The organism is Streptomyces sp. NPDC096079 (assembly GCF_040303145.1).
In the GTDB taxonomy this organism is placed as follows: domain Bacteria; phylum Actinomycetota; class Actinomycetes; order Streptomycetales; family Streptomycetaceae; genus Streptomyces.
The window spans coordinates 1-20,532 of record NZ_JBEOST010000014.1 but is presented as its reverse complement, the minus strand read 5'-3'; the positions used below and the strand labels follow the sequence as shown (position 1 = coordinate 20,532).

Sequence of the window (20,532 nt, the reverse complement as noted above, 5' to 3'; positions counted from 1 at the left end):
GATGGTCAGCCGTGGACCTTGTCCCCGGCGGTCTCCGCCCAGGAATCGGCCAGCTCCTGTGGGTGCCAGAGCACCCGCTCGACGGCGGCGGCCAGCCCGGGATCGTCCATGAAGCGCAAGGTCCGCAGGTCCACACCGGTGAGGTCGGGGAGGCGTCCTGGCTGTTCGCCGCCCCGGTCGACGCCTGCGACCCGCTTCGTGTGCTCCAACACCCTCGGCTCCTCCTCACCGACCCTTGTCCCCCACGGTCGTAGCGGCGGAGCGGTTCTTCCCGACCCCTGAAAGGCGGAAACCCGTTCGACTCAACTGCGCCCATGCGCGCCCCCGTTATCCAGCCGTTCCGCGTCACCGTCGCGCCACGCCCACCAGGGCGGCGCGATCCGGCGCCGTTCCTCGCGGGAGAGGAGGTCCGGGCGGGGGCGGGGGTCGGCTCCGGCCTCGGCGAGCAGGGACCTGGTCCGCTCCACGTCCGCCCAGTCGACCTCCACGAGCATGCCGTCGAGGCGCCGCCACTGCTCGGCGGCCTCCTGGAGGACGGTCGAGGCGCTGCCGACCCGGTCCATCAGGTACAGCACGGCTCCCTGGGCGTGCAGCGCCCGCGCCAGGGTGACGGTGCCCGGGGTGTCGCCGTGGGCGGCGCGGCTGTCGTCGGCGGCGCGCCGGAAGGCGGTGAGGGCGTCCATGAGCTGCCCGTCCCGCGCGGCCTCGCTCAGCTGCAGTTGCACCCAGCCCAGTTGCAGCCGGACCTCGGCCCGCGTCGCCTGGTCCCGGGTGGTGCGGAGGGCCTCGTCGAGGAGGTGGCGGCTCTCGTACAGGTCCGGCAGGAAGCCCGCGCGGTCGAAGCGCAGGGCGAGCACGTTGCCGATGAGGATCCGGACCCGCTCGCGGGCCCGGGCGTCGGCGGGGAGGCGGGTGAGGCCCTCGCGCAGCACGGACTCGGCGCGTTCGACCGGTCGCAGTCCGGTGTCGCCGGCGGCTCTGCGCAGCAGGGACGCGCCCCAGAGGACCAGGATCCGTCCGCGGTCCTCGCCCTCGGCGAGCAGGGTGGCCCGCTCGTACGCCTCGTCGGCGGCCGGCCAGTCGCCGGTGGTCTCGTGCAGGCGGGCGAGCGCGAGGGCGTGACGCAGTCTCAGGGCCCGCACGTCCCCGAGGAGGGCTTCCGCCCGGCCGAGGACGGCGGCGACGCGGTCCGGTCCGGCCTGGGCGAGGTGCAGGGCGTCGGCGAGGTCGAGCAGGGCGGCGGCGCTCTCCCCGTCGGCGAGGGCCGCGGTGAGCTCCTCGACGGCCGCGGTGGCGTCGCCGCGCGCCAGGAGGAGCCGTCCCCGGCGCAGGCGCAGGGCGGGCCGGGCGGCGGTGGGCCATCGGTCGGTGTCCCCGGCGAGCGCCGCGAGGGCGGCGTCGAGCTGTCCCGGGTCCTGGGTCTCCTGCCACAGGGCGTGGTGGACGAGGGCCCGTTCGAGGCGGGCCTCGGCCCAGTGGTCGTCTCCGGGCCGGGCCAGCTGCTCGGCCCGGACGAGCGTGTCGGCGGCCCGGCCGAGGAGTTCGTGGCGGGTGCCCGCCCGCCGGGCGGCCCCGGTGCCCGCCTCGGCGGTCAGGACGCGGCCGAGGAGCACCCGGGCGGCGACGGGCTCGGTCCCGAGGGCCTCCTCGGCGCGCTCGCGGGCGGCGGCGAGGAGGGCGGGGTCGGACTGGGCGCGTCCCTGGTCGAGGAGGCGGCGGGCTTCGACGAGCGGGTCGGGGGTGACGAGGTCGGGGTGGTAGAAGCGGAGCACGCGCGCGGGGATGCGGGCGAACAGTTCCGCCTCGGTGCCCAGGGGGCCGGCGGGGTCGCCGGGTTCGTCGGGCCGGATGGTGAGGCCGGGCCCGGCGTCGCCGTCGCCGGCGGGGCCGTGGCCGTGGCCGGCGAGCCGTGCGGCGGCGAGCGCGGGGAAGTTCCGCGTGCCCTGGCCGAAGTTGCGCTCCACGTACTCCGAGCAGTGCTTGAGGACGAGGGCGGCGGCGCCGTGGTCGAGCGAGCCGAGGAGCAGCTGCTGGATGCCCGGCGGGTAGCTGAAGCAGGGGTACGGGGCGGGGTCGGGCAGCCGGCGCAGGAGCCCGCTGAGGAGGACCTCGGCCAGCTCCATGGGCCCGGTGTCGGGCAGCATGGCGCGCTGGACGAGCTGCATGACGGGCAGCGACAGCGGGGCCGCCGCGAGGTGGACGGCCAGCCGGAGCGCCCCCGGGGAGGCGCCCGCCCGGAAGGTGCGCAGGAGCTCCTCGTCGCCGCGCGGGGCGCGGGGTGTCCCGGGTACGCGGGGCCCGGCCGGCTCGGGGTGGAGCCAGGCGGCCCAGCCGCGGACGGTGTTGCCGCCGTGGCCGGTGTGGAGGCGCGTCCAGGAGGCGAAGGCCTCGGGGGTGGGGGTGAGCACGGGGACGGCCCGCCGGGCCGGGTCGGGCACGGCCCAGGGCTCGTCGTCGGAGCGGAAGGCGGCGGGGCCTCCGGGGCTGCCGGAGCGCTGGAAGGTGCCCGGTTCGGCGGGGAGCGCGGTGCGCGGCCAGAGCCGGGGCGGCAGCGGCTGGACGAGGGCGAGCGGGGAGTGGTGGGGCCACTGGCGCAGGAAGCGCTGGGCGGCCCCGCGCTGCCAGAGGGGTCCCACGCAGTCGCTGACGACGAGGGTGAGGCGGCGCCCGGTGGGGTCGTGGAGCTGGTCGACGGGGCGGAGCCGGGGGTGGCCGTCGGCGCCGGAGGTGGTGGTGACGAGCGGGGGGCCGTCGCCCGTGTCGTACAGGCGGTGCACCTGGACGTCGCGGAAGGCGCCGGACTGCTGGCAGGCCTGGCGGAGCTCCTCGACCATGCGGTCCCAGACGACCATCGCGGGGCCGGTGTCCATGAGGAGCTGGATGTCGGGGCGGCGGCCGGAGGCGGGGCGCAGAACGGGCGTGAGGATGCCCGCGGCGGCGCTGCGTTCGGCCGTGGCCTCCTCGTCGAGGGTGCCTTCGCCGGGGCGCGGCGGTGCGGGCGCGTAGCCGCGGAGCGGGCGCAGGGCCTTCTGGAGGCCGAGGAGGCCGGGCAGGGCGTTGGCGCCGGGCGCGCGGACGGGCAGGGCGGCGCCCCAGCTCGTACCCCCGCCTCCGCCGGCGCGCGTGCCGTCCGCCGGGGCGGCTCCGGCGCGCATGTGCAGGGCGACGGAGTCCTTGCCGCCGGTGCCCCCGGACGGGCGCGGGGGCTCTTCGCGATTGGCCGGATCTCGCCCCTCTCCGGTGGTCCGGGCGGTCTCCGTGGGCCCGTCGTCCCGGCGGCGTGTCCGGTCCGGATCGGGAGTCTCCGGTTCCGGCAGCCACTGGGACAGCCAGAGCGCGTCCGCGACGGCTTCGGCGGACGGGTCCACCCCGCCCGCCCGCAGTCTGCGGGTCAGCTCCTCCAGAGGCATCCGGTGCGTCCGGTGCATCCGGTCATCACCTCGGCTGATCGAGCGGCTGCATGAGCATGTCCGCGATGCGTTCCCTGGTCACCCGCTCGGCGCGGGAGGCGTGCTGGGTGAGGTAGAGCGCGTTGAGCAGCTGGTCGGTGGCGATGACCTCGCCCGGCTCGCGGTTCAGGAACCGCTGGACGAGGCCCTGTTCGCCGTCGCCCGCGGCGGCCTCGGTCCCGAGGTGGGCCTCGATCATCGCGCCGAGCTGCTCCTCACCGGGCGGTTCGAGCTCCAGGCGGATGCAGCGGCGCAACAGGGCGGCGGGGAAGTCCCGTTCGCCGTTGGAGGTGAGCACGATGAACGGGAAGGTGGTGCAGCGGATCCGGCCGCCGTACACCGGCACCTTGCGGCCGTCGTCGCTGAGCACCTCGACGACGGGTTCCCGGTCGGCGAGCCGCTCCAGCTCGGGGATGGCGAACTCGCCCTCCTCCAAGGCGTTCAGGAGGTCGTTGGGCAGGTCGAGGTCGCTCTTGTCGAGCTCGTCGATGAGCAGCACCCGGGGCTGCTCGGAGGGGAGCAGCGCGGTGCCGAGCGGGCCGAGCCGGATGTACGAGCCGATGCCGGCCGGGGCGGCGGCGGGGGACCCCGTCACGCCGGCCTGGGCGCGCTCCAGCTGGACGTCCTGGAGGCGGCCGATGGCGTCGTACCGGTAGAGGCCGTCCTGGAGGGTGGAGCGGCTGACGATGGGCCAGCGCAGCACCCGGCCGAGGCGCAGCTCGTGGGCGACGGCGTGCGCGAGGGTCGACTTGCCGGTCCCGGGGTTGCCGGTGACGAGCAGCGGCCGCCGCAGGTACAGGGCGGCGTTGACGGCGTCGGTCTCGGCGGGCCGGGGATGGTGGTTCTGGACGAGCCGGCGCTTGACGCCGAGCCGCCGGTCGGAGCCGGCCAGGGTGTCGTCGGCGCCGCCCGTCGAGAAGTCGCGCCAGGGCGGCGGGGCGGGCAGCCGCTGTATCTCGTCGTGCGGATGCCCGGCCCCACGGTAGATCCGCCAATCGTTCACGATGAACTCCTCCTGGCTGTGGTGTGCCGGCCGGGCCCTGTGAACGTACTGCCCCACGACGCCCCTGCCGACCCCCAATCCGGTCGTCCCGTACGGACTCGGCAACTGCCGCACCCGCAGGGACACATGGGGCCGGGGGCACGGGGGCGCGGGACGCCTCCCGTGGCCCACGCGGGCGCGGGAGTCCGCACGCACGGCCGGGCGGCGCGGGGGCCGGACGTGTCCCGTGGCCCACGCGGGCGCGGGGTGCCGGCGTCCGGGGTCAGGGGGTCCAGCAGGGTGCGGCCCGCCGGGGTCGCGGGGCCCGGCAGGGGGCGGCCCGTCTCCTGGACCGCCGGGGTCGCGGGGCCCGGCAGGCGGCGGCCCGTCTCCTGGCCCGCCGGGGGCGCGGGGTGCGTCCCGGCCGGGCGCGGGAGGCACCGCAAGGTCGGCGCGGGGCCCGTGGCGCGCTCGCGCGCCGTCACACGTCCTCCTCGCCGAGCAGGGGCGGGGCCTCCAGGCGGCCGCCGTGCGGGGGGCGGTCGGGCGGGTCGTACAGGACGGCGATGGTGTCCGCCCAGGCGAGGTCGGGCCGCTCCGGTGCGAGGGTGCGCAGGGAGCGTACGGGCTTGCCGAGCCCGTGGGCCGTGAGCGCGTCCGCGAGGAGCCGGTCGGCCTGCTCGTGGAAGTCCGCGCAGTCGGTGTGGCCGTGCGCCCCGGTGCGCCAGAGCGCCAGCGGGTGGCCGGCAGTCAGGGCCGCGTTCATCGCCATGAGCCCGTCGCCGCTGCCCACCGGGCCGCAGAAGACGGGTACGGTGCCGTCCTCGGCCTCCCTGAGCCGGTCGTACGTCTCCGCCCAGGTCTCCCGGCCCACCCGCGCGGTGTGGGGGTCCTGGCCCGTGCCGGGCACCTCGGCGCGCAGCGGGGCCGCGCGCAACGGCCCCCGCTCCGCGGCCTCCCAGCGCTCCCGCCACTCGGGCGACGGCTCCTTGCCGTGCCGCCGGGCGTCCCGGATGACCACGATGCGGCGCTGCCCGAGGGTGATGGCCCCCCACGCCTCCTCGGGGCCCTGCGCGGGTTCGAGCCGCCAGGTGTCGAGCGGCTCGTCGAAGAGCTCGCGGGGCAGCACGGCCTCGACGGAGGCCAGGTGCGGCCCGTTGTCGCCGAGCCGGAGGGCCTCGGCGAGCGGCCCGCGCAGGGTCTCCTTGAGCCGGGCCCGCTCGACACCGCGGTCGTCGCCCGTGAGCGGGGTGACCATGTGCCCGTCGCGGAGCAGCTTCACGCGCCAGGGGTAACGCCGGTCCCAGCGGGGCGTGTCGACCTCCAGGAGCACGTCCGCGCGTGCCCGGCGCTCGCGGACGGCGACGGGGGCCGCCGCACGTCCCGAACCGATCAGGTCGTCGATCTCACGGCGGAGGAAGGGGCCCGCGTCGGCGGCCCGGTCGATGATCCAGCTCCGGAAGGCGGCCACGTCGCCGAGTCCTCCGGGGCGCCCCGAGACGCGCCGGACGACGTGGGCCACGTACAGGAGCACGGCGTCGAGGCCGGGGTCGCCGGGGTCGCTGCGGTCGGGCGCGCGCAGCCCGTACAGCAGGGCCGCGCCCTCGCTCCAGGTCCGCGGGTCGTCCTCGAAGGCGTCCGGGGTGGTGGTGTTCCGGATCCACTCCTTGACCCGGTCGACCAGGTCCATGATCTCGCCGGGGTTGATCGGCGGGGGCAGCGCGGCGAGGTGTCCCCGCAGCCGGGTGCGCAGCTTCGGGCTCAGCGGGTGCGGGCCGCCGAGCCGCTCCTGCGCGCGCGTCCAGTCGGATCCGTCGTCCAGCGACCGCTGGTAGTGGTCGAGGTGGTGACGGTCGTGGGCGCGCAGGGCCTCGGCCCAGAGTTCGCCCCCGGGCGCGTCGTGCAGGCGGCGCAGGGCGGTGAGGGGGACGAGGGCGCCCTGGTCGGACCAGCGTCCCTTGTTGAAACCGATCACGTTGCCCTGGAGGTCGTCGACGACGGGGCCGCCGGAGCAGCCCTCGACCGGCAGGACCCCTTCCGTCACGAGGGCCCGGGCGTCGACGCCGCTCAGCCGGCCGTGCACCTGGCGGATGCCGAGCTCCCCGGTCTCCCGGGACCAGCCGTGCAGGCCGACCTCGGTGGTGCGGGACGGGGGCCGCTCGGCGAGCAGGACGCAGGAGGCCTTGCGCGTGCCGGGCACGCGCACGAGCGCGACGTCGGGGAAGCCCCAGGTGTCGGGGCGTACGGCGTGGTCCTCGGGCCTGGGCAGGGCGAGCACGACCGTGCCGAGGGACCGGCGCGCGGTCTTGCCGTCCTGCCAGGTGATGCCGACGGCCGGCTCTCCCCTCCACACCTCGCCACCCCCCTCGGCCACGACATGGGCGCACGTCAGCACCCAGCCGGGGGCGATGAAGAACCCGGTGCCCCAGAACTGGTCGCCGTGCGGGTCATACCCGCCGTCGGGAGCGCCGATGCGTACGAGCGCGGGGCGCACCAGCGCGTCGAAGGCGCTCATGCGGCGCCATCGGCCGCCGGACGCCGCTGTGTGACGATGTCCGGCCGTTGCTCCCCCGCCTCCGTCGCGGCGGTACCGGGTGCGGAGCCCGTCGCGGGACCGGCGTCTCCGGGCGGGGAGACGGCCGCGGGCTCGGCGGTTCCGGGCGGCGCCTCCGCGGGCGTGGCGGCCGCCGGGCCGGGTTCGGTCCAGGTGAGGGAGACGTTCACGGAGGCCTTGCCCGCGCCGTCCGCCAGGACGCCGATCACCTTGCCGGACTGCGCGGACAGTTCGATGCCGAAGCTGACGGCGACCTCCACCGGCCCCTGCGGGTCGAGCCCCGCGCGCAGGGAGCCGACGACCCCGCGCACCACGTCCGTGAGCCCGCCCGCCATGGAGACCACCCGGTCCCGGACGCCGGTGTCCTGGAAGCCGCCGCCCCGGCCGAGCTCCTCCGCGTCGCTGACCCTGGCCCAGACGGGTGTGCCGTCGTCCAGTCGAATCCGAGCGATCCCGTGTGCCACAGCGGCCCCCGCTCCCCGAAGCGATGTTGGATCCAGAAGGCTAATCGGTGGGGCTGACGGGCGACAGGGGACGTGAGGGGTACGGCCTATCCTGAGCGCATGTACTTCACCGACCGTGGCATCGAGGAACTGGAGAAGCGGCGCGGCGAGGAGGAGGTCACCTTCGAGTGGCTCGCCGAGCAGCTGCGGACCTTCGTCGACCTCAACCCCGACTTCGAGGTGCCCGTCGAGCGCCTCGCGACCTGGCTGGCGCGCCTGGACGACGACGAGGACGACGACGAGTAGGACACCCCTCCGGCGGCGGGGTCACCGCCCCCGCGGCCGGTCGTGGGCGAGCCCGAGCGCGCCGTGCGCGACGAGCAGCGCGCCGGCCGCCGTCCAGCCTCCGCTGCGCCGGCCGGCGCCCCAGACCAGCAGCGGCACGCCCACGAGGAGCTGCGCCCCGCCCAGCACGCGCGCGTCGACGCCGCCCGGGCGCGGGCCGGGAGGGCCGTCCTCCCGCGCGGCCGGCTCCGCCCGTACCGCACCGCCCCGGGCCTTCGGCTTCGTCAGGGCGACGAGGACCCCCGTGCCCTCGACCTCCTCCGCGCCCTGGGCGAAGGCGGCGGTACGGAGCCGGTCGGCGCTCTCGCCGGGGACGATCCCGGTGGGCAGCGCGAGTCCGGCGCGGGAGAGGACGGCCACGACGCCGACGAGGCGGGCGTGGGCGTCGGCGTCCGGATCGGGCGCGGTGAGCGGTTCGAGGGCCTGTACGTCCAGGACGGGATCGAGGGCGAGCCGGTCGGCGAAGGTGCGCATGGCCTCGTCCTCGCCGACGGGGGTGCCGTTCGCGAGCCAGGTGTAGCCGACCGTGCGGCGGAAGCCTGCGGCGAGCGTGAGACCGGCCCGGGCGCGGTCCCACCAGAGGGCGACGACGGGCCGGCCCGCGGCGGGGACGGCGAGGGCGGTGGCCCAGCCGGTGACGACCTGTTCGACGGACTCGCCGCCGTGCGCCCAGGGCTTTCCCTCGGGTACGAGCACGCTCCACTCGGCTCCCGCGGGAGCGAGGAGCAGCTGTTCCCTGAGGAGTCGGGCCGCCGGCCGGACCGCCGGGGGCTCGGCGCGGCAGAGCAGGAGTGCTCCGGCGGAGTGCGGTCCGGATGTCGCGTTCATGGCCCCACGCTAGGGCAATTTGTTCGCATACGTCGCAGATGCACCCCACCCTGTCAGGGAAGAGTCAGGGTTGACTCCCCTCATCCGCGATATATCGTGTTCATCGAGAGACGCGATATGTTGCGTTGCCGATACGGGAGGTCAGCACCATGACAGAGTGGTCCGTCACCGAGCCGACGAAGCTGGCTCCGGCCGACCCCGTGACGCTCCTGCAGGTCCGCATCGTCAACGGCACGGTGAACGTGGTGGGGACGGACGAGAGTTCCGCCCGCGTGGAGATCTCGGAGATCGAGGGTCCGCCGCTGATCGTGACCCAGGAGGGCTCCACGCTGACCGTGACCTACGAGGACCTGCACTGGAAGGGCATCCTCAAGTGGTTCGAGCGTCGCCAGGAGTTCCGGCGCCGGGCCGTCGTCTCGGTCGCCGTCCCGGCCGGGGTCGACGTCGAGGTCGGGGCGGTCGGCGCCGAGGCGGTCGTCACGGGGATCAGAGGGCGTACGGAGGTGCGCGGCGTCACCGGCGACACCACCCTCCTCGGCCTTTCCGGCCCGGTCCGCGCCGAGAGCGTCTCGGGGAACCTGGAGGCCCAGTCGGTCACCGGAGCCCTGCGCGTCAGCTCCGTGACCGGCGACGTGACGGTGATCGAGGGCGCCGGCTCCTCGGTGAAGGCCGACACCGTCAGCGGCGACATGGTGATCGACCTCGACCCGGCCCGGCTCGACGGCCCGCCCGCCGACATCCGGCTCACCAGCGTCTCCGGCGAGGTAGCCATCCGGCTCCCGCACCCGGCCGACGCCCGGGTCGAGGCGAGCACGACGAGCGGCGCCGTGTCGAACGCCTTCGAGGACCTCAGGGTGGGCGGCCAGTGGGGCGCCAAGTCCATCACCGGCACCCTCGGCTCGGGCCGGGGCACGCTCAAGGCGACCACGGTCTCCGGATCCATCGCCCTGCTCCGCCGGCCGGAGCCCGCGGAGGACGCCGACGGCGCTCCCTCGTCCGCTTCGCCCGCCGCCTCCTCCGCGACCGGAAAGGTGCTCTGACATGCCGCCCGTCTTCGCCCACGGACGTCTTCGCCTCTATCTCCTCAAGCTGCTCGACGAGGCCCCCCGCCACGGGTACGAGGTGATCCGGCTCCTGGAGGAGCGCTTCCAGGGGCTGTACGCGCCCTCGGCCGGCACGGTCTACCCGCGCCTCGCGAAGCTGGAGGCCGAGGGCCTCGTGACCCACGCCAGCGAGGGCGGCCGCAAGGTCTACTCGATCACCGACGCGGGCCGCACCGAGCTGGCCGGGCGCGGCGCCGAACTGGACGACCTGGAGCGGGAGATCCGCGAGTCGGTCTCCGAGCTGGCGGCGGAGATGCGCGAGGACGTGCGCGGCGCGGCCGGGCGGGTGCGCAGCGAGATGCGCGCCGCGGCAGGACAGAACCGCACCGTGGATCCGCCCTCCTTCGCCGAGGCCAAGGAGGAGATGCGCCGCTTCACACAGGAGTGGAAGCAGCAGGCCCGGGAGGCCCGCGAGGAGGCCCGGTCGGCGCGGCGGCAGGCGAAGGAGTTCCAGCGGATCGCCCAGCAGGTGCAGGAAGAGGTCCAGGACCGGTTCTCCCGGGGCGACTGGCCCAAGGGAGTCTGGGAGGGGATCTCGGGCATCACGGCCCAGCTCGGTGACCTGGTGGCGGGCACCACCCACCCGAAGGCCGCCGCGCCGGAGCCGCCGTTCACGACGGCCCCGGCGGACGAGACGCCGGAGTGGGCGCGGGACGTCGCGGGCACGGGCGACCCCGCCCGCGACCTCGACCGGCTCCTGGACCGCTTCCGCGACGAGATCCGCGACGCGGCCCGGGACCACGGGGTGACCCCGGACCAGCTGGACGAGACCCGCCACCACCTGTCGAGGGCGGCCCACGGCATCAAGGGCCTCCTGACCCCGGAGAGAAAACCCTGACCGCCCGAGCCTGACGCGCGAGGGCTGGCGGGCCGTCAGCCCTGGTCGCCCCACGGTGAGCCGCGGGTGGCCCACCGACAGTCGGCGCAGCCGGCCGTCACCGACCGGGGGCGGGCCGTCGGCCCCGGGCGCCCCGCGGGCAGCCGCACGGGACGGTCAGCCGCCCCTGGCGCCCCACCCGCAGCCCCACCCGCACCCGCAGCCGCAGTCGCAGTCGCAGTCGCAGTCGCAGTCGCAGGGACGGTCGGTCGCTCCGGGGCCCTTCGTCAGCGGCGGGTGGCAGTGATCGTCACGTGGGCGCCCGGGGACGCGAGGACCCAGGCTCGGCCTCGGTCCTTGCGGAGCACCAGCGCGCCTCCGCGGGCGGTCACCCGCCAGTCGCCGGACGGAAGGGAGAGCTCGGTGAGGCGGGAGCCGCGCCGGCCGGCCGCGTCGTACGTGAGGCGGTAGACCCCGGTCACCGGGTCGTACGAGGTGGAGCGGACCGTGCCGGCGACCGCCTCGGCGTACGGCTCGGCGGTCAGCTCCTTGTTCACGCGGAAGGCCCCCGCGGCGTCCACCGCGCAGTAGCCGCCGCCGTAGCACCACTCCCAGCCGGTCCAGCCGGAGCTGTAGCGGCCGAGCGAGGCCATGGCCTCGCGGTAGAAGCGGTTCATGTTCGGCAGGGAGTTGTTCAGCGGCCCCCACTCCCCCACGACCACGGGCACCTTGTACTCCTTCGGGTACTGGGTGACCGCCGCCTCGTAGTTCTCGATCCAGCGGGCCGACGGGTCGTAGTCGCCGCCCGCCTCCATCACGCCGTTGTAGAAGTGCGGGGCGTAGACCACCTTCGGGTCGTCGATCCTCCCCAGGCCGGTGGGCACGCCCTCGCCCACGATCGGGGTGGGCTCGACGAAGATCCACCCGTCCTCGTCGACCGAACGGATCGCGTCCGCGATCCGGTTGTACATCGGGGTGACCTGGTCCCGCTCGATGCGCCGGGCGGCCGTCGCGAGGTCCTCGCCCTCGCGGAGCTCGCCCATCGGCTCGTTGATCGGGTCGTAGCCGAGCACGGCCGGGTGGTCCTCGAAGCGGTCGGCGAGCACCCGCCACATGCGGGCCTGGGCGCGCCGCAGGTCCTCGTCCTCGTAGAGGTGGGTGAAGGCGCGCTGGACGGCGGGCTCGAAGTACTCGGAGAACCAGTCGTCGGGGTGCGGGGTGAACGGCAGCCCGTCGGTCCTGGTGGCCCAGGCGGGCACGCCCCGGTGGCCGAACGCGGGCCCGAAGACGTCCTGATGGGCGTCGAGGACGACCTTGACGTCGTGCTTCGCGGCCCAGTCCAGGATCCGTTCGATCGCGCGGAGGTAGGACTGGCTGTAGTGGCCGGGGCGGGGCTCCAGGTCGTCCCAGAAGATCGCGAGCCGGGCGGTGTTGTAGCCCTTGGCCCGCATGTCCCGGAGGTGCTTCTCGGTGATCGCGGAGAGGGCGGTGGCGCCGCTGTGGGACTTGTCCGCGAGGTTCCAGCCGCGCAGGGTGAGCACCCGGCCGCGCGCGTCGGTGAGGGCGGGGATCCCGTCGCCCCCGGTCCCTCCCGGGGCGGCGGTCTCCGCCCCGGCGGCGGCGGTCGGGGCGAGCAGCGAGGCGACGACGACGGTCGCCGCGAGGGTGGTGCGCAACAAGGGGGCCTCCGGCACGACGGGGGGACACGACAAGGTGAGCGATGTTCACGTTTCGCGTGCCGGAGATCCCATCAGGTCAAGCGACCTGTATCAAGGGGTCGTCACGAGGTCTTCAGGACGATCTTTCCGAAGAGCTCGCCGGAGGCCATCTTCTCGAAGCCCTCCCGCGCCCGGTCCAACGGCAGGACCTCGTCGATCACCGGCCGGAGGCCCGTCGCCGCGCAGAACGACAGCAGGTCCTCCAGCTCGTCCTTGGAGCCCATCGTCGAGCCGACGACCTTCAGCTCCAGGAAGAAGATCCGGGTCAGCTCGGCGTGCGAGGGCCGGTCGCCGCTCGTGGCGCCCGAGATGACGAGCGTGCCGCCGGGCCGCAGCGACTTGACCGAGTGCGACCAGGTGGCGGCGCCGACGGTCTCGATGACGGCGTCCACCCGCTGCGGGAGCCGCGCCCCCGGCTCGTACGCCTCGACGGCGCCGAGCTCGACGGCCCGCTTGCGCTTGGCCTCGTCGCGGCTGGTGGCGAAGACCCGCAGGCCGGCCGCCTTGCCGAGGGCGATCGCGGCGGTGGCGACGCCACCGCCCGCGCCCTGCACGAGCACGGAGTCCCCGGGACGCACGCCGGCGTTGGTGAAGAGCATGCGGTAGGCGGTCAGCCAGGCGGTGGGGAGGCAGGCGGCCTCCTCGAAGGACAGCTCCTTCGGCTTGGGCAGCACGTTCCAGGAGGGCACGGAGACCCGCTCGGCGAAGGTGCCCTGGTAGTGCTCGGTGAGGATGGAGCGGGGCTCGTTCGGGCCCACGCCGTGGCCCGTCTGGCCGATGACGGAGTGCAGGACGACCTCGTTGCCGTCCTCGTCGATGCCCGCGGCGTCGCAGCCGAGGATCATCGGCAGCTTCTCCTCGGGCAGTCCGACCCCGCGCAGGGACCACAGGTCGTGGTGGTTGAGCGAGGCGGCCTTGACGGTGACGGTGGTCCAGCCGGGCCGGGCCTCGGGTTCCGGGCGTTCGCCCAGTTCGAGGCCGTTGAGGGGCTGGTCGCGGTCGATTCGGGCGGCGTAGGCAGCGAACATGGCCCGACCCTAGGACGCGGCGGGTCCGTGACGGAACCACACCCCACTGTGACGCGCGCCCCACCCCGTACCGTCACCCGGCGCCCGCCCCGAACCGCCTCGCCCGGCCCCCGTACCGTCACCCGGCCCCCACCCGTACCGCCTCACCCGCCCCCCACCCCCCGCATGCCGAAGGGCCCCGCCCCGTCCGTGTGGACAGGTGCGGGGCCCTTCGGCGTACCGGGTGCGCGTCAGCGGCGCGCGACGCCCTCGGCGCGGGCGGCGGCGGCGACGGCGGCCGCGACGGCCGGGGCGACCCGCTCGTCGAACGGCGACGGGATCACGCAGTCGGCGGCCAGCTGGTCACCGACGACGTCGGCGATGGCGTCGGCCGCGGCGATCTTCATGCCCTCGGTGATCCGGGAGGCCCGGACCTGGAGCGCGCCGGCGAAGATGCCGGGGAACGCGAGGACGTTGTTGATCTGGTTCGGGTAGTCCGAACGGCCGGTCGCCACGACGGCCGCGTACTTGTGCGCGACGTCGGGGTGGACCTCGGGGTTCGGGTTGGCCATGGCGAACACGAAGGCGTTCGGGGCCATGGCGGCGACGGCCTCCTCGGGGACCGTACCGCCGGAGACGCCGATGAACACGTCCGCGCCGGCCAGGGCGCTCTCCAGGGAGCCGCTGAGGCCCGCCTTGTTGGTGAGCTCGGCGATCTCGCGCTTGACGTCCGTGAGGTCCTCGCGGTCGCGGCTGACGATGCCCTTGCGGTCGGCGACGGCGACGTCGCCGAGGCCGGCCTCCAGGAGGAACTTCGCGATGGCCACACCGGCCGCGCCGGCGCCGGAGATGACGCCGCGCAGCTCGCCGAGGGTCCGGCCGGTCAGCTTCGCCGCGTTGCGCAGGGCCGCGAGGGTGACGATCGCTGTGCCGTGCTGGTCGTCGTGGAAGACCGGGATGTCGAGGCGCTCCTGGAGCTTGCGCTCGATCTCGAAGCACCGCGGCGCCGAGATGTCCTCCAGGTTCACGCCGCCGAAGGACGGGGCGAGCCGGACGACGGTCTCGACGATCTCGTCGGTGTCGGTGGTGGCGAGGGCGATCGGGACCGCGTCCACGCCGCCGAACTGCTTGAAGAGGATCGCCTTCCCCTCCATGACCGGGAGGGAGGCCTCCGGGCCGATGTCGCCGAGGCCGAGCACCGCGGTGCCGTCGGTCACGACGGCGACGACCTGGGACTTCCAGGTGTAGTCGTTGACCAGCTCGGGCTGCTCGGCGATCGCGGTGCACACCTTGGCGACGCCGGGCGTGTACGCGAGGGACAGGTCGTCCTTGTTACGGACGGGGACGGTGGCCTGGACGGCCATCTTGCCGCCCCGGTGAAGGGCGAAGACAGGATCGAAGGGCTCCTCGGGAGCCCCTTCGGTGCCACTGTCATTGCGAGGATTGACGATCTCCGCTGCCATTGGGATGACCCCTTAAGTCTGCTTCATTTGAGGGTTGGCCGCTCCTGGTGTGGAGCGGTGGGCGGGTCCCGCGGCCGCCGTGTCTGGCAGCCGCGCGGGCGCGCCGCACAACGCGCCCTGAGCCCCGGATGAGGGGTGTAAGGATCCTTCTTACCGGACGGACGGCACCGCAGACGAGTCCATATCCGTTCGGTGACGCGACTCATACCGAGCGCATCCGGACACGGACGGAGAACGACACGTCACCCGATGTCCCGATAGATGCATTCCGCACCCGATTGGCGGCCTTCCATTCGTCCGAATGGCGAGATGAACCGCAGATTTTCCGGTGAGGGGGAAGGTATTCAGAAGAAGATCCGGCCCCGATGTACCGGCCTGTCGGGATTTCGGGGTCACCCGTTACCCGATTTTGACATCCGTGGCCGTCGGTTTGTGGCAGTCCGAATGGCAAGATGCCGTAATCACACGAGGTCGCGACACTCGAAGATGCGTACGCGACCAGCTGGCAGCTCCCTCACACGCCGGAGGAACCCGACCATGACCGCACGCTCCACGCGCTGTACGACCGCCAAGACCCGCACCTCCCGTCTTGCCGCGGTCGCCGCCATCGCGGTCGCCGGCTCGATGCTGCTGACCGCCTGCGGCGACCAGACGGAGACCGCGAACACGCCCAGCGACACCGGCTCGGCGTCCGCCGGCAAGGCCCCGCTGTTCTCGAAGCTCCCCGCCGACATCCAGAAGGCGGGTGTCATCAAGGTCGGCACGGACGCCTCGTACGCCCCGATGGAGTTCACCGAGGGCGGCAAGATCGTCGGCGTCGACCCGGACCTGGGCGAGGCCCTCAGCAAGCAGCTGGGCGTCAAGTTCGAGTTCGTGTCGGGCACCTTCGACGGCCTGATCACCTCCATCTACACCGGCCGCCAGCAGCTCATCATGTCCTCGATGACGGACAACAAGAAGCGCCAGGAGGGCCTGGACGACAACGGGAAGAAGATCGGCAAGGGCATCGACTTCGTCGACTACTTCAGCTCCGGCGTCTCCCTGCTCGTGAAGAAGGGCAACCCGCAGGGCGTCAACTCCCTCGACGACCTCTGCGGCAAGACCGTAGCCGTCCAGCGCGGCACGATCTACGAGGACACCTTCAAGGCGCAGGCCGTCAAGTGCGGCGACAAGAAGCTGACCATCCAGGCCTTCGACACCGACGCCGAGGCCCAGACCCGCGTCAAGGCGGGCGGCGCGGTCGCCGACCTGAACGACTACCCGGTCGCCGCGTACATCGCGAAGACCTCGGGCGGCGGCAACGACTTCGAGGTCGTCGGCAGCCAGAGCGACGTCGGCCTCTTCGGCATCGGCGTCTCGAAGGACAACACCCAGCTGCGGGACGCCGTCAAGGAGGCGCTCGACGCCATCATCAAGGACGGCTCCTACGCGGAGGTCCTGAAGAAGTGGGACGTCGAGGACAGCGCGGTCAAGTCGGCCACGGTCAACGCCGGCAAGTGACCTCTCCTCGTACCACTGAAGGGCAGTCGTCATGACTGACAAGATCAGCAAGGAACCGGCCGCCGCTCCGTCCGGTTCCACCCCCTCGGGCGTCCCGTACGAGGCGATCAAGGCCATCCCCGTGCGGCACTACGGCCGCTGGGTCAGCGCCGTGGTCGTCGTCGCGCTCCTCGGGTGGCTCGTCTACGCCTTCTCCCAGGGCAACGTGCTCTGGGACACGGTGTGGGACAAGGTGTTCGACCCGTCCGTGATCGACGGCATGTGGAACACCATCATCATCAGCGTCGCCTCCATGGCGCTGGGTCTCGTCCTCGGCATCGTCTTCGCCGTGATGCGGCTCTCCAAGAACCCGGTGACCGGCGCGGTCGCCTGGCTCTACATCTGGTTCTTCCGGGGCACCCCGGTCTACGTCCAGCTGCTCGTCTGGTTCAACCTGTCGCTGATCTTCCAGTACATCGACCTCGGGCCGATCTACAAGAACGAGACAGTCGACGTCATGACGCCGTTCATGGTGGCCCTGCTCGGCCTCGGCCTGAACGAGGGCGCCTACATGGCGGAGATCGTCCGCGCGGGCATCCAGTCGGTCGACGAGGGGCAGACCGAGGCGGCGCACGCGCTGGGCATGTCCCAGACGAAGACCATGGGCCGCATCGTGCTCCCGCAGGCCATGCGGGTGATCGTGCCGCCGACGGGCAACGAGTTCATCAACATGCTGAAGACCTCGTCGCTGGTCTCGGCCGTGCAGTACACCGAACTGCTGCGGGCCTCGTCGAACATCGGCAACACGGCCGGCGCCGTCATGGAGATGCTGTTCGTCGCCTCCATCTGGTACCTGGCGCTGACCAGCGTGTTCAGCGTCGGCCAGTACTACCTGGAGCGCCGCTTCTCGCGCGGTTCGACCCGTAACCTGCCGCCCACTCCGTTCCAGCGGGTCAAGGCCAACCTGACCACGTTCAAGCGCTCCCCGGAGGCCACGCGATGACCGGCGAACCCATGGTCAAGGCCGAAGGCGTCCACAAGTCCTACGGCGCGGCCCACATCCTCCGCGGCATCGACCTGGAGGTGCAGAACGGCGAGGTCTTCTGCCTCGTCGGCCCCTCCGGCTCCGGCAAGTCGACCTTCCTGCGGTGCATCAACCACCTGGAGCGCATCGACGGCGGCAGGCTCTCCGTCGACGGCCAGCTGGTCGGCTACCGGCAGAAGGGCGACAAGCTCTACGAGCTGAAGGACAGCGAGGTCGCGGTCCAGCGCCGTGACATCGGCATGGTCTTCCAGCGCTTCAACCTCTTCCCGCACATGACGGCCCTGGCCAACGTCATGGAGGCGCCCATCCAGGTGAAGGGCGAGTCCAAGTCGGTGGCGCGCGAGCGGGCCGAGCGCCTGCTCGACCGGGTCGGCCTGCGGGACAAGATGGGGAACTACCCGTCGCAGCTCTCCGGCGGTCAGCAGCAGCGCGTCGCCATCGCCCGCGCGCTGGCGATGGAGCCGAAGCTGATGCTCTTCGACGAGCCGACCTCGGCGCTCGACCCGGAGCTCGTGGGTGACGTCCTGGACGTCATGCGGGACCTGGCCGAGTCCGGCATGACGATGATCGTCGTCACGCACGAGATGGGCTTCGCCCGTGAGGTCGGCGACTCGCTGGTCTTCATGGACGGCGGCGTGGTGGTCGAGTCGGGCAACCCGCGCGACGTCCTGGGCAACCCCCAGCACGACCGTACGAAGGCGTTCCTCTCGAAGGTGCTGTAAGGCGTACGGAAGCGAAGGGGCGGTACGGGAGACCCGTACCGCCCCTTCCTCGCGTCGCGGCTACCTCACGGCGAGGACGAGGGCGTCGGAGGGCGAGGCCCAGACCGACCGGGCCTCGCCGAAGCCGGCGGCGCGCAGGGTCTCGGCGTGCCAGCCGGCGGAGGGCGCGTCCCCGTCGGCGTGCTCGCCGTAGATCTCGAAGCGGCGGGCGGTGGGCTCGGCGAGGACGGGGTCGGCGCCGGCGACGGCCCACCACTCGGCCCAGTCGAGGGCGCCGGCGGCCTTGCCCCGGTCCATGGCGGCGTGGCGGCGGGCGCGCTCGGCGGCGTTGATCCGGGGCGTGGTCTCGTCGATCATGTGGTCGGCGTTCATGAAGACCCCGCCGTCCCGGACGAGACCGGCGAGCTGCCCGTAGAGGGCGGTCAGGGGTCCGCTGTGGAGCCAGTGGAGGGCGGTCGCGGTGAGGACGGCGTCGTACGTGTCGTACGGCAGGCTCTCGGCCCAGGCCGGGTCCTTGAGGTCGGCGGTCACGAACGAGACGCGCCCGTCGCCCTCGAAGGAGCCCCGGGCGATGGCGAGGAGGGCCGGGTCGAGGTCGACGCCGGTGCTGGTCGCGTCCGGGAACCGCTGGAGCAGCCGGCTCGTAATACTCCCCGTACCGCACGCGAGGTCGAGGACGCGGGGCTTGGGCCCCACCAGTGCCTCGACCATGTCGAGCATCACGCGGAACCGCTCCTCGCGGTCCGGCATGTACCACTCCTGCTGACGGTCCCAGCTCTGCTGCCAGGCCGCCCAGTCGGTTCCGGTCATGGTCGTTCCTCCCCGCTTCAGCTCTACCATTCGTAATACCCTCGATGGGGAAACAGCCGTTACCCCCTCGACCGAGACACTAGCCCGCCGAAGTAAGGACTACAAGTGGAACTGGCCCATTACTCGGACTTCGCCGTACGTCTGGTCAACACCGAGGAGCCGGCCCGCGGCAAGGACACGCTGACGTCCGTCGAGGTGCTCCGGGACCTCTTCGGCCCCGCCACCCAGATGGCCCGGAGGGTCACCGAGGCCGACCTGCCGCGCTTCCGCGCGGTGCGCGCCCGGCTGCGGGCGGTCTTCACCGCGGCCGACGAGGGCGACCACACGGGAGCGGTCGACCTCCTGAACTCCCTGCTCCTGGAGTTCCCGGTCAGCCCGCAGATCTCCGGCCACGACACCCTCGACGAGGAGGGGCGGCCCCGCTGGCACATGCACCTCGCGGACCACTCGTCGAACGCGACCACGGGCTACGCCGCCATCTCGGCGATGGGCCTCGCCTTCCATCTGACGGAGTTCGGCGCGGACCGGCTCGGCCTCTGCCAGGCGCCGCCCTGCCGCAACGCCTACCTGGACACCTCCACGAACCGCTCCCGCCGCTACTGCTCGGACCGCTGCGCGACCCGGGCCAACGTGGCCGCCTACCGGGCCCGCAAGCGCCTGGAGGCCGAGCGGTCGGACCACACCGGCCTGACGGACGAGACGAGCCAGGAGAGCAGCACCCACGCCGACCGCTGACGCCCCGGCGTCACCGGCCGGTACCGCACCCGCACCCGCCCGAGGACCAGCTCGGGCGGTACGGCCCCGAAGACCCGGCTGTCCCCCTCGGCGTCCGGATTGTCGCCGAGCACCCACCAGCCGCCGTCGCGTCGCTCGACCAGCCGCTTCACGATGAGCAGATCCTGCTGCAGCGGATGCCGCAGCACGGCCACGCAGCCGGCCCGCAGCCGCGCCCCGTACTGCACGAGCAGCTGGTCGCCGTGAAGCAGCGTGGGCACCATCGACACCCCCGTCACCTCGGCGATCCCGAACGGAGCCCCGGCCTCCGCCGCCTGCTCCCGCCCCGACCGCACCATCCGGCACCTCCCGATCCGCTCGCCGAGTCGACTCGTCCACTCGTACACGAGTCCCATGGTGACCCTGGACTTTTGACCTAAGCCCCAGGGGGCGCCCGCGAAAACGCCCTTCTCACCGAGTAATGTCCCACCTGAGAAGACGATCACGAGGAAGGACGGCTCAATGCTCTCCCGCCTGTTTGCCCCCAAGGTGAAGGTCAGCGCCCACTGCGACCTCCCGTGCGGCGTGTACGACCCTGCCCAGGCCCGCATCGAGGCCGAGTCCGTCAAGGCTGTCCAGGAGAAGTACCTGGCCAACGAGGACCCGCACTTCCGCGCCCGCGCCACGGTCATCAAGGAGCAGCGCGCGGAGCTCGCCAAGCACCACGTCTCGGTGCTCTGGAGCGACTACTTCAAGGCCCCGCACTTCGAGAAGTACCCCCAGCTCAACCAGCTGGTCAACGACACCCTGAAGGCCCTCTCGGCCGCCAAGGCGTCCACGGACCCGAAGACGGGCGAGAAGGCGCTGGAGCTCATCGCCGAGATCGACCGCATCTTCAAGGAGACGAAGAAGGCCTGATCTCCTCCGGGCCGCGGGATCCGCACGTGCGCGGGTCGCGCGGCCGGGGTGTGCGCACCCGGCCCGTGAGGGACGCCGAGCTCGGCGTCCCTCACCCGCCGGGGCCCGTACAAGGGGGGCGGGAGACCCCGGCGA

19 protein-coding genes are annotated in these 20,532 nt (G+C 73.3%); 8 read left to right on the top strand and 11 right to left on the bottom strand.

Annotated features, from left to right (window positions below; all coding sequences use genetic code 11):
* Nucleotides 1-5: 5 nt before the first annotated feature.
* The 5 genes from ABTY59_RS25525 to ABTY59_RS25505 all read right to left on the bottom strand — a co-directional run bounded on the left by ABTY59_RS25525 (nucleotide 6) and on the right by ABTY59_RS25505 (nucleotide 7,449).
* Nucleotides 6-212: an FxSxx-COOH-like cyclophane-containing RiPP peptide gene (locus ABTY59_RS25525; protein WP_352021368.1), complete on the bottom strand. Its 207-nt coding sequence runs from the start codon at nucleotides 210-212 to the stop codon at nucleotides 6-8.
* 90 nt (nucleotides 213-302) lie between these two features.
* Complete coding sequence (locus ABTY59_RS25520) at nucleotides 303-3,428, bottom strand: SAV_2336 N-terminal domain-related protein (RefSeq protein WP_352021367.1); 3,126 nt, start codon at nucleotides 3,426-3,428, stop codon at nucleotides 303-305.
* 7 nt (nucleotides 3,429-3,435) lie between these two features.
* Entirely contained in the window at nucleotides 3,436-4,452 is a 1,017-nt protein-coding gene (locus ABTY59_RS25515; protein ID WP_352021366.1) for an AAA family ATPase, read from the bottom strand.
* Between the two features lie 460 nt (nucleotides 4,453-4,912).
* Nucleotides 4,913-6,946, bottom strand: coding sequence for a VMAP-C domain-containing protein (locus ABTY59_RS25510; protein WP_352021365.1), 2,034 nt, complete (start codon nucleotides 6,944-6,946; stop codon nucleotides 4,913-4,915).
* Nucleotides 6,943-7,449 (bottom strand): CU044_2847 family protein, encoded by a 507-nt coding sequence (locus ABTY59_RS25505; RefSeq protein ID WP_352021364.1) that lies wholly within the window; start codon nucleotides 7,447-7,449, stop codon nucleotides 6,943-6,945. Before ABTY59_RS25505 ends, ABTY59_RS25510 begins: the two co-directional genes overlap by 4 nt.
* 99 nt (nucleotides 7,450-7,548) lie before the next feature.
* On the opposite strand from ABTY59_RS25505, the gene ABTY59_RS25500 reads away from it, so the two are divergent.
* On the top strand, nucleotides 7,549-7,734 hold the full coding sequence (locus tag ABTY59_RS25500; RefSeq protein ID WP_024761804.1) for a DUF6104 family protein: 186 nt from the start codon (nucleotides 7,549-7,551) through the stop codon (nucleotides 7,732-7,734).
* Between the two features lie 21 nt (nucleotides 7,735-7,755).
* On the opposite strand, the gene ABTY59_RS25495 is transcribed toward ABTY59_RS25500, so the two are convergent.
* Nucleotides 7,756-8,601, bottom strand: coding sequence for a hypothetical protein (locus ABTY59_RS25495; protein WP_352021363.1), 846 nt, complete (start codon nucleotides 8,599-8,601; stop codon nucleotides 7,756-7,758).
* A gap of 149 nt (nucleotides 8,602-8,750) precedes the next feature.
* Here ABTY59_RS25495 and ABTY59_RS25490 point away from each other — a divergent pair, with 149 nt between their 5' ends.
* Complete coding sequence (locus tag ABTY59_RS25490; protein WP_352021362.1) at nucleotides 8,751-9,641, top strand: DUF4097 family beta strand repeat-containing protein; 891 nt, start codon at nucleotides 8,751-8,753, stop codon at nucleotides 9,639-9,641.
* A 1-nt stretch (nucleotide 9,642) separates the two neighbouring features.
* Nucleotides 9,643-10,542, top strand: a complete 900-nt coding sequence (locus ABTY59_RS25485; RefSeq protein WP_352021361.1) for a PadR family transcriptional regulator — start codon at nucleotides 9,643-9,645, stop codon at nucleotides 10,540-10,542.
* A gap of 266 nt (nucleotides 10,543-10,808) precedes the next feature.
* On the opposite strand, the gene ABTY59_RS25480 is transcribed toward ABTY59_RS25485, so the two are convergent.
* The 3 genes from ABTY59_RS25480 to ABTY59_RS25470 all read right to left on the bottom strand — a co-directional run bounded on the left by ABTY59_RS25480 (nucleotide 10,809) and on the right by ABTY59_RS25470 (nucleotide 14,709).
* Nucleotides 10,809-12,200, bottom strand: a complete 1,392-nt coding sequence (locus tag ABTY59_RS25480; RefSeq protein ID WP_352021360.1) for a cellulase family glycosylhydrolase — start codon at nucleotides 12,198-12,200, stop codon at nucleotides 10,809-10,811.
* A gap of 101 nt (nucleotides 12,201-12,301) precedes the next feature.
* Nucleotides 12,302-13,267 carry a zinc-binding dehydrogenase gene (locus ABTY59_RS25475; RefSeq protein ID WP_352021359.1) on the bottom strand — a complete coding sequence of 322 codons (966 nt, stop codon included), beginning with the start codon at nucleotides 13,265-13,267 and terminating at the stop codon, nucleotides 12,302-12,304.
* 230 nt (nucleotides 13,268-13,497) lie between these two features.
* Complete coding sequence (locus ABTY59_RS25470; RefSeq protein ID WP_352021358.1) at nucleotides 13,498-14,709, bottom strand: NAD(P)-dependent malic enzyme; 1,212 nt, start codon at nucleotides 14,707-14,709, stop codon at nucleotides 13,498-13,500.
* A gap of 537 nt (nucleotides 14,710-15,246) precedes the next feature.
* On the opposite strand from ABTY59_RS25470, the gene ABTY59_RS25465 reads away from it, so the two are divergent.
* Genes ABTY59_RS25465 through ABTY59_RS25455 form a run of 3 tightly spaced genes read left to right on the top strand, consistent with a single transcriptional unit; the run spans nucleotide 15,247 to nucleotide 17,955 of the window.
* On the top strand, nucleotides 15,247-16,209 hold the full coding sequence (locus tag ABTY59_RS25465; protein WP_352021357.1) for an ABC transporter substrate-binding protein: 963 nt from the start codon (nucleotides 15,247-15,249) through the stop codon (nucleotides 16,207-16,209).
* A 31-nt stretch (nucleotides 16,210-16,240) separates the two neighbouring features.
* The gene (locus tag ABTY59_RS25460) at nucleotides 16,241-17,191 is read left to right on the top strand and encodes an amino acid ABC transporter permease (RefSeq protein ID WP_352021356.1); all 951 of its coding nucleotides are present in this window, start codon (nucleotides 16,241-16,243) and stop codon (nucleotides 17,189-17,191) included.
* A complete protein-coding gene (locus ABTY59_RS25455; protein ID WP_352021355.1) occupies nucleotides 17,188-17,955 on the top strand; it encodes an amino acid ABC transporter ATP-binding protein in 768 nt (255 codons plus the stop codon). Before ABTY59_RS25460 ends, ABTY59_RS25455 begins: the two co-directional genes overlap by 4 nt.
* A 60-nt stretch (nucleotides 17,956-18,015) precedes the next feature.
* Here ABTY59_RS25455 and ABTY59_RS25450 read toward each other — a convergent pair whose 3' ends face one another.
* Nucleotides 18,016-18,765, bottom strand: coding sequence for a class I SAM-dependent methyltransferase (locus ABTY59_RS25450; protein WP_352021354.1), 750 nt, complete (start codon nucleotides 18,763-18,765; stop codon nucleotides 18,016-18,018).
* A 105-nt stretch (nucleotides 18,766-18,870) separates the two neighbouring features.
* Between ABTY59_RS25450 and ABTY59_RS25445 the strand changes: the two genes are divergently transcribed.
* Nucleotides 18,871-19,500 carry a CGNR zinc finger domain-containing protein gene (locus tag ABTY59_RS25445; protein ID WP_352021353.1) on the top strand — a complete coding sequence of 210 codons (630 nt, stop codon included), beginning with the start codon at nucleotides 18,871-18,873 and terminating at the stop codon, nucleotides 19,498-19,500.
* Here ABTY59_RS25445 and sodX read toward each other — a convergent pair.
* Nucleotides 19,404-19,838 (bottom strand): nickel-type superoxide dismutase maturation protease, encoded by a 435-nt coding sequence (sodX, locus tag ABTY59_RS25440; RefSeq protein ID WP_352021504.1) that lies wholly within the window; start codon nucleotides 19,836-19,838, stop codon nucleotides 19,404-19,406. The two genes, ABTY59_RS25445 and sodX, sit on opposite strands and share 97 nt — an antisense overlap.
* Before the next feature lie 163 nt (nucleotides 19,839-20,001).
* Here sodX and sodN point away from each other — a divergent pair, with 163 nt between their 5' ends.
* Nucleotides 20,002-20,397, top strand: coding sequence for a superoxide dismutase, Ni (gene sodN / locus ABTY59_RS25435; protein WP_352021352.1), 396 nt, complete (start codon nucleotides 20,002-20,004; stop codon nucleotides 20,395-20,397).
* The last annotated feature ends 135 nt before the right edge of the window (nucleotides 20,398-20,532 follow it).

Coding starts and splice junctions, on each gene's coding strand:
- ABTY59_RS25490 (WP_352021362.1), top strand. CDS start 8,751: ATGACAGAGTGGTCCGTCACCGAGCCGACGAAGCTGGCTCCGGCCGAC.
- sodX (WP_352021504.1), bottom strand. CDS start 19,838: ATGGTGCGGTCGGGGCGGGAGCAGGCGGCGGAGGCCGGGGCTCCGTTC.
- ABTY59_RS25500 (WP_024761804.1), top strand. CDS start 7,549: ATGTACTTCACCGACCGTGGCATCGAGGAACTGGAGAAGCGGCGCGGC.
- ABTY59_RS25495 (WP_352021363.1), bottom strand. CDS start 8,601: ATGAACGCGACATCCGGACCGCACTCCGCCGGAGCACTCCTGCTCTGC.
- ABTY59_RS25475 (WP_352021359.1), bottom strand. CDS start 13,267: ATGTTCGCTGCCTACGCCGCCCGAATCGACCGCGACCAGCCCCTCAAC.
- sodN (WP_352021352.1), top strand. CDS start 20,002: ATGCTCTCCCGCCTGTTTGCCCCCAAGGTGAAGGTCAGCGCCCACTGC.
- ABTY59_RS25485 (WP_352021361.1), top strand. CDS start 9,643: ATGCCGCCCGTCTTCGCCCACGGACGTCTTCGCCTCTATCTCCTCAAG.
- ABTY59_RS25450 (WP_352021354.1), bottom strand. CDS start 18,765: ATGACCGGAACCGACTGGGCGGCCTGGCAGCAGAGCTGGGACCGTCAG.
- ABTY59_RS25465 (WP_352021357.1), top strand. CDS start 15,247: ATGACCGCACGCTCCACGCGCTGTACGACCGCCAAGACCCGCACCTCC.
- ABTY59_RS25520 (WP_352021367.1), bottom strand. CDS start 3,428: ATGCACCGGACGCACCGGATGCCTCTGGAGGAGCTGACCCGCAGACTG.
- ABTY59_RS25455 (WP_352021355.1), top strand. CDS start 17,188: ATGACCGGCGAACCCATGGTCAAGGCCGAAGGCGTCCACAAGTCCTAC.
- ABTY59_RS25460 (WP_352021356.1), top strand. CDS start 16,241: ATGACTGACAAGATCAGCAAGGAACCGGCCGCCGCTCCGTCCGGTTCC.
- ABTY59_RS25470 (WP_352021358.1), bottom strand. CDS start 14,709: ATGGCAGCGGAGATCGTCAATCCTCGCAATGACAGTGGCACCGAAGGG.
- ABTY59_RS25510 (WP_352021365.1), bottom strand. CDS start 6,946: ATGAGCGCCTTCGACGCGCTGGTGCGCCCCGCGCTCGTACGCATCGGC.